Origin of the sequence: Nocardioides eburneiflavus (assembly GCF_004785795.1) — a bacterium.
Taxonomy (GTDB): Bacteria; Actinomycetota; Actinomycetes; order Propionibacteriales; family Nocardioidaceae; genus Nocardioides; species Nocardioides eburneiflavus.
In genome coordinates this window covers 1,005,458-1,019,891 of the sequence record NZ_SRRO01000001.1, presented here as the reverse complement: position 1 = coordinate 1,019,891, position 14,434 = coordinate 1,005,458, and the positions used below count along the sequence as shown (strand labels likewise).

Annotated in this window: 13 protein-coding genes; 8 read left to right on the top strand and 5 right to left on the bottom strand. The window is 71.9% G+C overall.

Features of this window, described 5'->3' with window-relative positions; genetic code table 11:
* Nucleotides 1-245 precede the first annotated feature (245 nt).
* Nucleotides 246-1,595 (bottom strand): GH1 family beta-glucosidase, encoded by a 1,350-nt coding sequence (locus tag EXE59_RS04840; protein ID WP_135837885.1) that lies wholly within the window; start codon nucleotides 1,593-1,595, stop codon nucleotides 246-248.
* A gap of 18 nt (nucleotides 1,596-1,613) precedes the next feature.
* Between EXE59_RS04840 and EXE59_RS04835 the strand changes: the two genes are divergently transcribed.
* The gene (locus EXE59_RS04835) at nucleotides 1,614-2,312 is read left to right on the top strand and encodes a pirin family protein (protein WP_135837884.1); all 699 of its coding nucleotides are present in this window, start codon (nucleotides 1,614-1,616) and stop codon (nucleotides 2,310-2,312) included.
* 11 nt (nucleotides 2,313-2,323) lie between these two features.
* On the opposite strand, the gene EXE59_RS04830 is transcribed toward EXE59_RS04835, so the two are convergent.
* The gene (locus EXE59_RS04830) at nucleotides 2,324-3,907 is read right to left on the bottom strand and encodes an FAD-binding oxidoreductase (RefSeq protein WP_246056509.1); all 1,584 of its coding nucleotides are present in this window, start codon (nucleotides 3,905-3,907) and stop codon (nucleotides 2,324-2,326) included.
* 17 nt (nucleotides 3,908-3,924) lie between these two features.
* On the opposite strand from EXE59_RS04830, the gene EXE59_RS04825 reads away from it, so the two are divergent.
* Both EXE59_RS04825 and EXE59_RS04820 read left to right on the top strand, forming a co-directional pair.
* On the top strand, nucleotides 3,925-4,539 hold the full coding sequence (locus EXE59_RS04825; RefSeq protein WP_135837883.1) for a TetR/AcrR family transcriptional regulator: 615 nt from the start codon (nucleotides 3,925-3,927) through the stop codon (nucleotides 4,537-4,539).
* On the top strand, nucleotides 4,536-6,152 hold the full coding sequence (locus EXE59_RS04820; RefSeq protein ID WP_135837882.1) for a glycerol-3-phosphate dehydrogenase/oxidase: 1,617 nt from the start codon (nucleotides 4,536-4,538) through the stop codon (nucleotides 6,150-6,152). The genes EXE59_RS04825 and EXE59_RS04820 overlap by 4 nt, the downstream gene beginning before the upstream one ends.
* 111 nt (nucleotides 6,153-6,263) lie before the next feature.
* On the opposite strand, the gene glmS is transcribed toward EXE59_RS04820, so the two are convergent.
* Nucleotides 6,264-8,087, bottom strand: coding sequence for a glutamine--fructose-6-phosphate transaminase (isomerizing) (gene glmS, locus EXE59_RS04815; RefSeq protein ID WP_135837881.1), 1,824 nt, complete (start codon nucleotides 8,085-8,087; stop codon nucleotides 6,264-6,266).
* Nucleotides 8,088-8,162: 75 nt separating this feature from the next.
* Nucleotides 8,163-8,423: a hypothetical protein gene (locus EXE59_RS04810; RefSeq protein WP_135837880.1), complete on the bottom strand. Its 261-nt coding sequence runs from the start codon at nucleotides 8,421-8,423 to the stop codon at nucleotides 8,163-8,165.
* A 247-nt stretch (nucleotides 8,424-8,670) separates the two neighbouring features.
* Between EXE59_RS04810 and EXE59_RS24775 the strand changes: the two genes are divergently transcribed.
* Both EXE59_RS24775 and EXE59_RS04805 read left to right on the top strand, forming a co-directional pair.
* Nucleotides 8,671-8,796 (top strand): hypothetical protein, encoded by a 126-nt coding sequence (locus EXE59_RS24775; RefSeq protein ID WP_281280291.1) that lies wholly within the window; start codon nucleotides 8,671-8,673, stop codon nucleotides 8,794-8,796.
* Nucleotides 8,797-8,967: 171 nt separating this feature from the next.
* Nucleotides 8,968-9,534, top strand: a complete 567-nt coding sequence (locus EXE59_RS04805) for a YceI family protein (protein ID WP_135837879.1) — start codon at nucleotides 8,968-8,970, stop codon at nucleotides 9,532-9,534.
* 205 nt (nucleotides 9,535-9,739) lie between these two features.
* Here the strand turns inward: EXE59_RS04805 and EXE59_RS04800 are convergent, their stop codons facing one another.
* Nucleotides 9,740-11,464, bottom strand: coding sequence for a DEAD/DEAH box helicase (locus EXE59_RS04800; RefSeq protein ID WP_246056507.1), 1,725 nt, complete (start codon nucleotides 11,462-11,464; stop codon nucleotides 9,740-9,742).
* A 95-nt stretch (nucleotides 11,465-11,559) separates the two neighbouring features.
* Between EXE59_RS04800 and EXE59_RS04795 the strand changes: the two genes are divergently transcribed.
* The 3 genes from EXE59_RS04795 to EXE59_RS04785 all read left to right on the top strand — a co-directional run bounded on the left by EXE59_RS04795 (nucleotide 11,560) and on the right by EXE59_RS04785 (nucleotide 14,434).
* The gene (locus tag EXE59_RS04795; protein WP_135837877.1) at nucleotides 11,560-12,474 is read left to right on the top strand and encodes a GNAT family N-acetyltransferase; all 915 of its coding nucleotides are present in this window, start codon (nucleotides 11,560-11,562) and stop codon (nucleotides 12,472-12,474) included.
* A 176-nt stretch (nucleotides 12,475-12,650) separates the two neighbouring features.
* Nucleotides 12,651-13,502 (top strand): response regulator transcription factor, encoded by an 852-nt coding sequence (locus tag EXE59_RS04790; protein WP_135837876.1) that lies wholly within the window; start codon nucleotides 12,651-12,653, stop codon nucleotides 13,500-13,502.
* Between the two features lie 176 nt (nucleotides 13,503-13,678).
* Nucleotides 13,679-14,434 carry a response regulator transcription factor gene (locus EXE59_RS04785; RefSeq protein WP_210428888.1) on the top strand — a complete coding sequence of 252 codons (756 nt, stop codon included), beginning with the start codon at nucleotides 13,679-13,681 and terminating at the stop codon, nucleotides 14,432-14,434.

Below are 14,434 nucleotides of genomic sequence, written 5' to 3'. Positions count from 1 at the left end.
CACCGCTGGTTGAGCCGGGGGACGAATGACCACCGCTGGTTGAGCCAGGCGAGGAACGACCACCGCTGGTTGAGCCGGGCGAGGAACGAGCCCGAGTCGAAACCAAGGCCAGCCGGTCCGCGGTTTCGACACGCTCGCTGCGCTCGCTGCTCAACCAGCGGCCACCCCGGCTGCTCCACCAGCGGCCACCACCCGCCCACCGCTGGTTGAGCCGGGCGAGGAACGAGCCCGAGTCGAAACCAAGGTCAGAGGTGCTGCGGCTGCGCGGCGATCAGGTCGGCGTACCAGTGGAACGAGTTCTTGCGGGTCCGCTGGAGCGTCTCGTAGTCGACGTGGACGAGGCCGAAGCGCTGGGTGTAGCCCTCGGCCCACTCGAAGTTGTCCATCAGCGACCAGCAGTAGTAGCCGCGGACGTCGACACCGCGCTGGATCGCCTCGGAGACGGCGTTGACGTGGGAGCGGAGGTAGTCGATGCGGGGCTGGTCGTCGACGACGCCGTTCTCGTCGGGACCCATGCCGTAGCTGCAGCCCGACTCGGTGATCATGATCGGCGGGAGCGCGGCGCGGAAGCGCGCGCGGAACATCACGAGGAACTCGCGCAGCGCGTCGGGGACGATCGGCCAGCCGAAGTCCGTCGTCGGGTAGCCGACCACCTCGCGGAACTCGAACGGGGTCTCCGAGTCCTCGTCGGCCGCGGCGACCTTCATCGGGTTGTAGTAGTTGACCCCGTAGAAGTCGAGCGGCTGGCGGATGGTCGCGAGGTCGCCCTCGGCCATGAACTCCTCGAAGAGCGGCATCAGGTCCGCCGGGTAGCGACCGAGCAGCATCGGCTCGAGGAAGGCGCCGTTCCAGAGGGCGTCGAAGATCTTGCTCATCCCGACGTCGGCGTCGTCGTCGCTGGCCGGCCAGATCGGCGCGTGGTTGTTGGCGCACCCGACCGAGGTCGCGCCGGCGCGGCGCAGCTCGATCGCGGCCCGGCCGTGGGCCATCAGCAGGTGGTGGGCCGCCGGCAGGCAATCGAACAGCAGCTTCTTGCCGGGCGCGTGCACGCCCATGCCGTACCCCTGGATCGAGGCCACGTTGGGCTCGTTGACCGGGATCCAGTGCTCGACGCGGTCGGCGAAGCGCTCGCCCACGATGGCGGCGTACTCGGCGAACCGGTCGACGGTGTCGCGGTTGAGCCAGCCGCCGTCGTCCTCGAGCGCCTGCGGCAGGTCCCAGTGGTAGAGCGTGACCATCGGCTGCTGCCCGTTGGCCAGGAGCGTGTCGATGAGCCGGTCGTAGAAGGCCAGGCCCCTCTCGTTGGCCGGTCCGCGACCGGTCGGCTGGATCCGCGGCCAGGCGATCGAGAAGCGGTAGCCCCCCGTGCCCAGCTCCTGCATCAGCGCGACGTCCTCCTCCACCCGGTGGTAGTGGTCGCAGGCGACCGCGCCGGTGCTCCCGTCGGCGATCCGGCCGGGCTCGGCGGTGAAGGTGTCCCAGATGCTCGGGCCGCGCCCGTCCTCGGCCACCGCGCCCTCGATCTGGTAGCTCGCGGTGCTGGTGCCGAATCGGAAACCGGGGGGAAGCAGGGGGAAGTCGTGCGGGGGGGCCACACCCGCGAAGATATCGGCATGACAGTGGCGCTGTACGCCGGATCGGACAGGTCGTCGGAGGCCGTCAGGGGGCGCCTGACGCGCCACTCCTTCTCCTTCGGCCCGCACTTCGACCCCACCAACCTCGGGTTCGGCCCGCTGGTCTGCCACAACGACGACGAGATCGCCCCGGGCGCCGGCTATCCCGACCACCCGCACTCCGAGCTGGAGATCGTCACGTGGGTGCTCGAGGGGGCGCTCGTCCACACCGACTCGGCTCGTCCAGACGCGCAGCACGTCGTGGAGGCCGGGCGCGCGCAGGTGCTCTCGGCCGGCACCGGCATCCGCCACAGCGAGGTCGCCGACCCGCAGTCGGGGCGGTGCCGCTTCGTCCAGGCGTGGCTGACGCCGTCGGCGCCCGGCGCGAACCCGTCGTACGTCGTGGGCGATGCGCCGCAACCGGCGTCGGGGCTCGTGGAGGTGGCCGGCCGCAGCGGCCTCCCGGTCGGTGCCGCCGGCGCCCGCCTGCTCGTCGCCCGGCTCGAGCCGGGCGGTTCGGTGGTCCTGCCCGACGACCCGCGCCAGCACGTCTTCGCCGCCACCGGTGCGGCCTCGCTCGCCGGGCTGGAACTCGGGGCCGGTGACGCCGTACGGCTCTCCGACGAGCCCGGCCACGTCGTCACCGCGAGCGAGCAGACCGAGCTGCTGGTCTGGTCCTTCGCATCCCTCGGTGGTTGAGGTGCGAGCGGCTACGGGATGAGGACTCCGGGGTTCAGGATCCCTGCCGGGTCGAGCTCGGCCTTGACCGCGCGCAGCATCCGTACGCCGACCTCGCCGACCTCCTCGGCCAACCACGGCCGGTGGTCGGTGCCGACGGCGTGGTGGTGGGTGATGGTGGCGCCGGCCGCGATCATCGCGTCGCTGGCGGCGGCCTTGGCGGCCTGCCACTGGGCGATCGGGTCCTCGCCCTGCCGGGCGGCGACGGTGAAGTAGAGCGAGCAGCCGGTCTCGTAGACGTGCGAGACGTGGCAGAGCACGAGCACGCCCTCGCCGAGCACGTCGGTGAGCGCGGCCTTGACGTCGGCGTACAGGCGCTCGCGGTCGGACCAGAACGTCGCGGTCTCGAGGGTCTCGACGAGGACGCCGTGGTCGAGGAGCGCGTCGCGCAGGTAGGGCGCGTGGAACCGTCCCTGCACCCACTTCTCCCCCGGCTCGGTGCCCAGTGGGGTCCCGCCGAGCCCGGTCAGCGCGGCGGTGACGGCCTCACGCCGGGCGGCGACCTGTGCGGCGGCGCCCTCGTAGCCGGTGATCATCAGGCAGCCGGGGTCGTCGGCACCCCCGATGGACGAGGGGTCGGCGAGGTTGATCGCTGTCTCGGACTCGTCGGAGAGCCGCAGCACCGTCGGCAGCAGGCCCGCCTGGGCGAGCGTGCGCATCGCATCGGCGCCTGCGTCGAAGGACGGCCACCGCCAGCCCTCGTACGCCTTCACCTCCGGGAGTCGGCGGGCGCGGACGGTCACCGACGTGATCACCCCGAAGGCGCCCTCCGAGCCGAGCACCAGCTGGCGGAGGTCGGGGCCGGCGGCGTTGGCCGGCGCCGAGCCGAGGTCGAGCGAGCCGGTCGGGGTGGCCGCGGTGAGCCCGACGACCATCGCGTCGAAGCGGCCGTACCCGGCGCTGGACTGCCCGCTGGAGCGCGTCGCGGCGAAGCCGCCGATGGAGGCGTGCTCGAACGACTGCGGGTAGTGACCGAGGGTGAGTCCGTGGGCCGCGAGCAGCGCCTCCGCCTCGGGGCCGCGGAGGCCCGGCTGGAGCGTCGCGGTCATCGAGACGTCGTCGACGGCGAGCAGCCGCTTCATCCGCACCAGGTCGAGGGAGACCAGCCCGGCGAAGCCGTCGCGCCGGGCCGCGAGGCCGCCGGTCACGCAGGTGCCGCCGCCGAACGGCACCACCGCGACGCGGTGCTCGTCCGCCCACGCCAGCACCGCCTCGACCTCCGCGTGCCCGTCGGGGCGCACCACCGCGTCCGGTGCGTCGGAGAGGTCGCCTGCCCGCGCACGGAGCAGGTCGGGGGTGGACTTGCCACGCGTACGCAGGGCGCGGGTCGCGTCGTCGACGAGCACGTGCTCGCGGCCCACGATCGTGCGCAGCCCGTCGAGCAGGTCGTCGTCGAGGACGGACGGGGGCGGGGTCGCCCCGGTCGTGGCCGGCCGGTCCTGGAGGCCGAAGGCGAGGTCGACCAGACCGCGCGCGGACTCGGGCAGCTCGACGGCGGACGCGGGGTCGCCCCAGCGCTGCGGGTGCATCTCGGTGGTGGGCGTCTGGTGGTCCATGCGTTACAGTGTGACACATGTCGTCACTTCGTCACATCGACCGTCCGTCGGGCGACCCACGGCTCGACGCCTACCTCGACGCGGCGCGCGCCTGCATCCTCGACGTCGGGTGGCGGCGTACGACCCTCACCGAGGTCGCCCGCCGCGCCGGCGTCTCCCGGATGACGATCTATCGCGCGTGGCCCGACATGGGCTCGCTGCTCGGCGACCTGATGACGCGCGAGTGGGTGGGGATCGCCGCCGCGACGCAGGCCGCCGCCGCGGACGCCGCGGCCGCCACGACCCCTGAGGGGATCGCCACCGCAGCCCTGTCGACGGTGCGCGCGCTGCGCGACAACGAGCTGTTCGTCCGCATCGTCGAGCTCGACCCCGACCTGATGCTCCCCTACCTCCTCCACCGCCGCGGCCGCTCCCAGGAGGCGCTCATCGAGATCCTCGCGGCCGGGATCATGGCCGGCCAGGAGGGCGGCTCCGTCCGTGCCGGCGACCCGGTGCTGATGGCCCGGTCCCTGACGCTGGCCGGTCACGGCTTCGTGTTCTCCGCGCTCACGATGACCGACGACCGGATCGGGCTCGACGACCTCGACGACGAGTACACCCGCCTCATCGCCCGGACGCTGGAGCCCCAGTGACCACCCCAGTGACCACCCCGGTCGAGCACCGGATCACGCCGGGCCTCGCCGGGGTCCCCGGCGAGGTCGACGTGGTCGTGGTCGGGCTCGGCATCACCGGCGCGGGGGTCGCCCTCGACGCGGTGACCCGCGGGCTGTCGGTGCTCGCCGTCGACGCGCACGACCTCGCGTTCGGCACCTCGCGCTGGTCGTCGAAGCTGGTGCACGGCGGCCTGCGCTACCTCGCCCAGGGCCGGCTCGCGATCGCCCACGAGAGCGCCGTCGAGCGCGGCATCCTGATGGACGTCACGGCCCCGCACCTGGTCCACCCGCTCCCGATGCTGACCCCGGTCAACGACGCGATGCCCCGCGGCCGCGCCGCCCTCACGTGGGGCGGACTCCACGCCGGCGACGCGCTGCGCCGCGCGGCCCGCACCACCGCCCGTACGCTCCCCCGTCCGCGCCGGCTCAACGCCACCGAGGCGCTCAGCCTCGCCCCCGCCCTGCGCGCCGACACCCTGCGCGGCGGCCTCCTCGCCTGGGACGGGCAGCTCGAGGACGACGCCCGCCTCGTCGTCACTGTCGCCCGGACCGCGGCCTCGTACGGTGCCCACGTCCGCACCCGCGCCCGCGTCGTCGCAGCGACGGGCACGGGCGTCGAGCTCGTCGACGGGCTGACCGGTGCCACCCGTGCGGTCCGGGCGCGGGCCGTGGTCAGCGCCACCGGCGTGTGGGCCGGCGACCTCGACGACCAGGTCCGGCTGCGGCCGAGCCGCGGCACCCACCTGGTCCTGCGCGGGACGACGCTGCCCCACACCCGGGTCGCGGTGATGGTGCCGATCCCGGGGACGGGAGCGCGGTTCGCGATGGTGCTCCCCCAGCCCGACGGCACGATCTACGTCGGACTCACCGACGAGCCGGTCACCGGCCCGGTGCCCGACGTGCCCGTGCCCAGCGAGGCGGAGATCGACTTCCTGCTCGGCGTCGTGGCCTCGGCGTTCGCCACGCCGCCGACGCGCGACGACGTCGTCGGGGCGTACGCCGGGCTGCGGCCGCTGCTCGAGGTGGCCGGCACGGACGCGACCGCCGACCTGTCGCGCCGCCACGCGATCCTCACCTCGAGCACCGGCGTGACGACGGTGGTCGGGGGCAAGCTGACGACCTACCGCCGGATGGCCGAGGACACTCTCGACGCGCTCGTCTCGGCGGGCCGGCTCGAGGCCGGGCCGAGCCGGACCGCGACGCTACCGCTGCTCGGCGCCGCCGCTCCCGACGCCCTGCGGCGGGTCCCCGCGCCGACCCGGCTCGTACGCCGCTTCGGCACCGACGCCGCGCTGGTGCTCGCCACTGCGCGGGAGGTCACCGGCCTCGGCGACGACGAGCTGCTCGCCCCGGTGTCGGAGGACGTGCCGGTGACCCTCGCCGAGCTGGTGTTCGCCGTCACGCACGAGGGCGCCCACGACGTCGACGACCTGCTCGAGCGACGCACACGGGTGGGCCTGGTCGCCGCCGACCGGACCGTCGCCGAGCCGCTCGCGCGGCGCGCCCTCGACCTCGCGGAGAGGTCCCGGAGCGCTCGCGCGTGGTCGCCCCACAGGACCGGTGGTCCACACCACAGCAAAATCCGCCGGTAGTTCGGGTGATCCCCGGACAGGACGCAGGACTGGTGGGAAGGTTCTGCTCGGCGCGCCCCTTGCCGACCCCATGCGGCAAGGGGCGCCCAGTCCATCTCCGGCCGGTCGGACCTACTCGACGGTGACCGACTTCGCGAGGTTGCGGGGCTTGTCGATGTCGTGGCCGAGGTGCTGCGCGGCGTGGTAGGCGAGCAGCTGGAGCGGGATCGTCAGCAGGATCGGGTCGAGCTCGGGCTCGTTACGGGGCACGACGATGCGGCGCGCACCGATCTCGCCCAGGTCGACGTCCTCGTGGGTGATCACGACCAGCGGACCCTGCCGCGCGTCGATCTCGTGGAGCGCGCCGATGTTGCGCTCGGTCAGCTCGTCGGAGGGCACCAGGGCCACGGTGGGCACCTCGGGGTCGATCAGCGCGAGCGGGCCGTGCTTGAGCTCCGATGTCTGGTAGGCCTCGGCGTGGCGATAGCTGATCTCCTTGAACTTCTGCGCGCCCTCGCGCGCCACCGGGAAGCCCCGCACCCGGCCGATGAAGAACAGGCTGCGCGCCTCGGCCAGCTCCTTCGCGACGTCGACGAGGTCGGCCTCGGCGGCGAGGACCTCCTCGATCTGGCCGGGCAGCCGCTCCAGCCCGGCGACGAGGCGCTTGCCGTCGGCGATCGAGAGGTCGCGCACCCGCCCGAGCTGGAGGGCGAGCAGCGCGAAGCCGAGGAACATGTTGGTCAGCGCCTTGGTGCTCGCGACCGCCACCTCGGGGCCGGCGTGGAGATAGATGCCGCCGTCGCACTCGCGCGCGATCGCGGAGCCGACGACGTTGACCAGCCCGACGCAGCGCCCGCCCTTGCGGCGGATCTCCTGCACCGCGAGCAGGGTGTCGATGGTCTCGCCGGACTGGCTGACCGCGACGTAGAGGGTGTCCGGCTCGATCACCGGGTCGCGGTAGCGGAACTCGCTGGCCGCCTCGGCGTCCGCGGGGATGCGGGCGAGCTCCTCGATGAGCGCCGCGCCCATCTGCCCGACGTAGTAGGCCGAGCCGCAGCCCAGGATCTTCACCCGGCGCACGGCGCGGAGGTCGCGGGCGTCCATGTCGAGGCCACCGAGGTGCGCGGTGCCGAAGCGCTCGTCGAGCCGCCCCCGCAGCACCGCCTGGGCGGTCGTGGGCTGCTCGAGGATCTCCTTGCGCATGTACGACTCGTGCTCCCCGGCGTCATAGGCCGAGGCGTCGATGTCGACCACCTCGGCGGTCTTGCCGGTGGACGCGAGGTCGCTGTGGCGCATCGTGGTGAAGCCGGCGGCGGTCACGGTCGCCATCTCGCCGTCGTCGAGCATCGCGACGGTCGTGGTGTGGCGCACGATCGCGGCCAGGTCGGAGGCGACGTACATCTCCTTGTCGCCGACGCCGACCACGAGGGGGCTGCCGTTGCGGGCGACGACGATGCGGTCGGGGAAGTCGGCGTGCAGCACCGCGAGGCCGTACGTCCCGACGACCGCGCCGAGCGCGTCGCGGACCTTGCCCTCGAGGGTGTCGGCGTCGCTGCGCGCGACGAGGTGGGCGAGCACCTCGGTGTCGGTGTCGCTGGTCAGCTCGACGCCCGCACCGGTGAGGTCGGCGCGCAGGGCGGCCGAGTTGTCGATGATGCCGTTGTGCACGACGGCCACGCGGCCCGTCTCGTCGGTGTGCGGGTGGGCGTTGACGTCGCTCGCCGGGCCGTGGGTGGCCCACCGGGTGTGGCCGATGCCCGTGCTGCCGGCGAACCGCTTCGGCAGGGCGCCGGTGAGGTCGCGTACGCGCCCGGCGCGCTTGGCGACCCGGATGCCGCGGCCGCCCAGGACCGCGACGCCGGCCGAGTCGTACCCGCGGTGCTCGAGGCGGGTGAGGCCCTCGAGGACGACCGGAGCGGCCTCCTGGCCGCCGATGTAGCCGACGATTCCACACATGTTTCCTGGTTCTCCTCTAGGTGCGGTTGGGGTTCGGTGGTCGAGGTGCGAGCGGAGCGAGCCTCGAGACCACGGTCAGCCGTAGACGATGCGTCGCAGCTGGCGCTCGGAGAGCTCCGGCGCGGCCACGACCCGGTGGGCGAGCTCCTCGGCGATGCGCGCGAAGATCTCGGGGTTCCGGGCGCCGTACGCCTTGAGGCTCGCGTGGCGGGCCCGGACGTAGACCTCCACGGGCTGGGCGTGGAAGGCGATCACGTCCTCGATCACCCGGGCGGCCTCACCCGCCGTCAACGAGGTCGTGGCGACGACGTGGGAGACGAGCGCAGGATCGGGCACCCGGAGAGTCTGCGCGTTGTCACCAACGATGGCCAACTTCTTGCCCGATATCGGGCAGATTGGGTACGTATGGCCTCGACAAGGTCCTCCAGGGCCAGTCCCACCACCCCCAAGTGGGGGACACAGGGCCGTCGCGCGCACGCACGGGTGCGCAGGTGGAGGTCGTGGACCGGGATCGAGGGAAATCGTGGTGTGAGAGTGGGGAGGTGCTATCGTAGGTGAACGGACAGTGAACGGGAGGTGTCACATGAGCAAGCAGACGATGACCGGCAAGCCGGTCTGCACCTGGGTCGCCGTCACCGACGAGTCGGGTCGCACCCACATGGAGGCACGCTGGTCGGTGGCCGGGGCAGTCGCCACGCAGGCCGCCTGACCGTCAGTCGCACTCAGCTCACACGCACGAGCCACGCCCCGTCCGGGGCGTGGCTCGCGGGCATTTCCGGAGGAGCTCGAAGAAATCCGTGCGGCCGGGAATGGACCGCGGGGATCGGTCGTTACGGTGGTTGAAAGTTCTACCAACCCAACCCACGCAGGAGCATCTGACATGACCACTGGTTTCGACGCCCCCACCACCGCCATCGACGACATCACCGGCGACTACGCCCTCGACGTCAGCCACAGCCGCCTCGGCTTCGTGGCCCGCCACGCCATGGTCACCAAGGTCCGTGGCCAGTTCGGCGCCTTCGAGGGCACCGCCCACATCGACGAGAAGGACCCCGCCGCGTCCAAGGTCGACCTCACCATCCAGGTCGCCTCGATCGAGACCGGCAGCGCGGACCGCGACGGCCACCTCAAGTCCGGCGACTTCTTCGACGCCGAGACCTACCCGACCATCACCTTCGTCTCGACCGACGTGAAGCGTGACGGCAGCGACTGGACCATCACCGGCGACCTGACCATCAAGGACGTCACCAAGTCGGTCGCCATCGACTTCGAGCAGACCGGTTCCGCCCAGGACCCCTTCGGCAACGTCCGCGTCGGCTTCGAGGGCGAGACCACCATCAACCGCAAGGACTGGGGCCTCACCTGGAACGCCGCGCTCGAGACCGGCGGCGTGCTCGTCTCCGAGAAGATCAAGCTCGAGTTCGACGTCTCCGCCATCAAGGCCTGACCGAGTAGGCGCATCCTGACACCGCCTCACCCCCGAGTCGGCGCATCCTGACAACTTCGCGTTCAGGATGCGCCGACTCGACGCGTGTACGTCGTCAGGGCGCGCCCACTCGCTGCGCGTACGTCGTCAGGACGCGCCGACTCGACGCGTGTACGTCGTCAGGACGCGCCCACTCGCCGCGCGGACGTCGTCAGGACGCGCCCGCTCAGCGGGGGTTCTTGCCCTTGTAGCCGCCGCCCTTCCGGTGTCCGCCGCCCGGACGGCCGCGGAACGGACCGTTGTCGGGCTTGATCTCGATGAGCTTGCCGGAGATCCGGGTGCTCGCGAGCCGGTCGAGGGTGCCGGCGGGGAGGTCGGCGGGGAGCTCGACGACGGAGAAGTCCGGCTTGATCGAGATGTAGCCGAAGTCCCCGCGCGAGAGGCCGCCCTCGTTGGCCAGGGCGCCGACGATCTGGCGCGGCTCGACCTTGTGCCGCTTGCCGACCTCGATGCGGTACGCCGCCATCGGCTGACCGCTGCGCGACTCGCGGGGCGACCGGTCGGCCTTGCCGCCGTGGCTCGAGCGCTCCTCGAAGGAGCGCTGGCGCGGCTCGGGCTCGGCCTCGAGCAGCAGCGGCTGCTCGCCGTGCATCACCGCGGCGAGCGCGGCGGCCACGTCGACCTCGGCGACGTCGTGCTCGCTGACGTAGTGGGCGACCACGTCGCGGAAGAAGTCGATGCGCTCCGGCTGCGCCAGCGCCTGGGTGATCTGGTCGTCGAAGCGCGTGAGCCTCGTGGCGTTGACGTCGTCGACGGTCGGCAGCTGCATCTGGGTGAGCGGCTGCTTGGTGGCCTTCTCGATCGCACGCAGCAGGTGCCGCTCACGCGGGGTGACGAAGGCGATCGAGTCCCCGCTGCGCCCGGCGCGTCCCGTACGGCCGATGCGGTGGACGTAGGACTCGGTGTCGGTGGGGATGTCGTAGTTGACGACGTGGCTGATCCGCTCGACGTCGAGGCCGCGGGCCGCGACGTCGGTGGCGACGAGGATGTCGAGCTTGCCGGCCTTGAGCTGGTTGACCGTGCGCTCGCGCTGCACCTGGGCGACGTCGCCGTTGATCGCCATCGCGGAGTAGCCCCGGGCGCGCAGCTTCTCGGCCAGGGTCTCGGTCTCGTTCTTGGTCCGGACGAAGACGATCATCGCCTCGAAGTTCTCGACCTCGAGGATGCGGGTCAGGGCGTCGACCTTCTGCGGGTACGACACGATGAGGTAGCGCTGGGTGATGTTGGACGCCGTCGAGGTCTTGCCCTTGACCGAGATCTCGACCGGGTCGGAGAGGTAGTTCTCCGCGATGCGGCGGATCGCCTTCGGCATGGTGGCGGAGAACAGCGCCACGTCCTTGTCGGAGGGGGTGTCGGCCAGGATCGTCTCGACGTCCTCGGCGAAGCCCATGTTGAGCATCTCGTCGGCCTCGTCGAGCACCAGGAAGCGCAGCTCGCTGAGGTCGAGCGTGCCCTTCTCGAGGTGGTCCATGACGCGGCCCGGCGTGCCGACGACGACGTGCACGCCGCGGCGCAGCGCGGACAGCTGGACGCCATAGCCCTGGCCGCCGTAGATCGGGAGGACATGCACGCCCCGCAGGTGCGCGGCGTAGCGCTCGAAGGCCTCAGAGACCTGGAGCGCGAGCTCGCGGGTCGGGGCCAGGACGAGGGCCTGCGGCTTCTTCTGCGAGAGGTCGAGGCGAGAGAGGATCGGCAGTGCGAAGGCAGCGGTCTTGCCCGTGCCGGTCTGGGCGAGGCCGACGACGTCGCGCCCCTCGAGCAGCGGCGGGATGGTGCGCGCCTGGATCGGCGAGGGGGTCTCGTAGCCGACGTCCGAGAGCGCCTTGAGCACCTCGGCGGAGAGGCCGAGGTCGGAGAAGGTCTGCTCGGGCGCGGGATGCTCGTCGTTCACGCTCACCACGGTAGGGCTTCACGGGGGATCAGGACATTCCTCGAGGGCCGGATAACCGCGCGACAGCGGGGCACGTGACGCAGCACACTCTGCCCATGCCCGAGACGCCCGGCCTTCCCGCGGGACTGACCACCCGCCCGCTCCGCACCACCGACGCCACCGCCGTCCACCGGCTGATGGCCGCGCAGGAGCTCGAGGACATCGGCGAGGTCGTCATCGAGGAGGCCGACATCGTCAGCGACTGGGCCAAGCCGAGCCACGACCTCGGCGCGCGCTCGATCGGCGTCTGGGACGGCGACACCCTGGTGGCGTACGCCGAGCTGATGGGGGCCGACCGCGCGGACACGTCGGTGCTGCCCAGCCACCGCGGACGCGGCATCGGCGCCTGGCTGGCCCGCTGGCTCCAGGACCTCGGTCGTCGCGTGGGCTCGAGCGTGGTCGGGATGCCCGTCCCGCAGGGCTCGCCCGGCGACCGGCTGCTGGAGGAGCTCGGCTTCCGGGTGCGCTGGACCAGCTGGGTGCTCCGGCTGCCCGAGGGAGCCACCATCCCGGAGCGCGACCTGCCGGAGGGGTACGCCATCCGCACGGCCGGGCCGGACGACGCGAGGGCAGCCCACGACGTCCTCGAGGACGCGTTCCTCGAGTGGTCGGTGCGCGAGCGCGAGCCGTACGAGGACTTCGCCGCGGCGACCTTCGGCCGGCCGGGCTTCGAGCCGTGGAACCTGCGCGTCGCGGTCGACGGCGCCGGGCAGGTCGTGGGCGTCTCGCTGGTCCTGGTCTCCGACAACGGCGCGACCGGGTACGTCGACCGGCTCGCCGTGCGGGCCGACCAGCGCGGCCGCGGGATCGCCCAGGCGCTGCTGGTCGACTCCTTCGCCCAGGCGCGCGCACACGGCACGACCACCTCCGAGCTCAGCACCGACTCGCGGACGGGTGCGCTCGGCCTCTACCAAAGGGTGGGGATGCAGACGGAGAGCGTGTGGGTCAATCGCGCTATCGACCTGCTATAGACCATGGAAAGCGCAGTTTGCATCGTCCGCAGCAAAAGATTCCGTCAAAGCGCCCGGTCTAGACAACCTGTTCGTCCGCTCGAACTTCCCTATCTCTGGACCGTTGATGGGATTAACATCAACCGACGCCGATCGGGCGGCGCCACGGCGAGGGCGTGGGGCCCTTGCCTTCGCATATGTGGGGGTTTGACGTGCAAGAACTACATGCATTGGTCGTCGAGGACGATCCGGACATCTCGTCCGCGCTGGTGGAGACCCTGGAGGGGGCTGGTTTCCGGGTCACCTCGGCGCGCGACGGACGGGCAGCGGTGGGCGTGGCGGCAGCCGATCCACCCGACCTCGTGACGCTCGACCTGACGCTGCCGCACATGGACGGCATCGAGGTGTGCCGCCGCATCCGGGAGACCAGCGACTGCTACATCGTGATCGTCTCCGCGCGGTCCGACGAGGTGGACAAGCTGATCGGCCTGGAGGTCGGGGCGGACGACTTCGTCCTCAAGCCGTTCTCGCCGCGCGAGCTGCGCGCCCGGGTGGCGGCACTCTTCCGCCGCCCGCGCTCCGGCGCGACGGCCGAGGACGCGTCGGCCAACCACGTGCCGCACGTGCCCAGCCCGTCGCAGCCGGCCGACGAGCCGACCACGATCAACGCGGGCGCCGGGCTGGTCATCAACTCGGCCCGCCGCGAGGTGCAGGTCGACGGATCGATCGTGGACCTGACGCGCATCGAGTACGACGTCCTGGAGTACCTCGCCAGCCACCTCTCACGGGTCTGCACCCGCGAGGAGATGGTCATGGCGATCTGGAGCAGCGCGCTGACGCACGACCACCACCTCGTGGACGTGCACGTGGCCAACCTGCGCGGCAAGCTGCGCCGGCACTCCGACGCCACGTGGATCCACACCATCCGCGGCATCGGCTACCGGATGGACCGCGAGGACGGTGGCCAGCAGGATCGCCGCGCCGGCGGCGGCCCGTACCTCGTGGCCCGGATCGACTCCGAGGACTGGGCCCGGGGCCTGGACTTCTGATCCGCTCACGAGCGGGCTACGAGCCTCCGTCGGGGGGTGCTGCACCCAGAACGACCACGCAACCACCCGCTGCCGCCTAGCATCGGCAGCGGGTGGCTCGCGCCCGCTTGGAAAGACCGGGGTTTGGACCTGGCGCCATCGGGTAGTGGAAGCGTCAACTGGGGAGCACGCGGATGATGAACGCACGGACAGCCGTGGTCGTCGAGGACGACCGCGATGTCGGCGACGCCATCTCCCAGCTCCTCGACCTGGCGGGGTTCGACGTCGTCGTCGCGCACACCGGCGCCGAGGCGCTGGCCCTCGTTCACGAGGTGCAGCCCGACCTGGTGACGCTCGACCTCACGCTGCCCGACATCGACGGGGTCGAGGTCTGCCGCCGGATCCGGACCACGAGCGACTGCTACGTCATCGTCGTCAGCGGACGTACGGACGAGGTCGACCGACTCGTCGGCCTCGAGGTCGGCGCCGACGACTACCTGGTCAAGCCGTTCTCGATGCGTGAGCTGCAGGCGCGGGTCGCGGCGCTGTTCCGTCGCCCGCGCACCAGCGACGTCATGGGCGTGGGCGTCGAGCAGCCGGCCGTCGCCGATGCCCGGACCGACCCCACGCCAGGTCCGACGAGAGCACTGGGCTGCAGCGACCTCACCCTCGACCGCAGCTCTCGCGAGGTCCTCGTCGGCGGCGAGGAGATCGACCTGACGCGCACCGAGTTCGACCTGCTGGCCCACCTGGTCAGCAACCCGGGGGTCGTCGTCGCGCGCCAGGACCTGATGCGTGCGGTGTGGGCGAGCGACTTCGTCCCCGACAGCACCCACGTCGTCGACGTGCACCTGGCCAACCTGCGCCGCAAGCTGCGCAGGGCCGCTGCGAGCAACGAGTGGATCCGGACGATCCGCGGCGTCGGGTTCCGCTTCGACCCCTGCTGCCCCTGA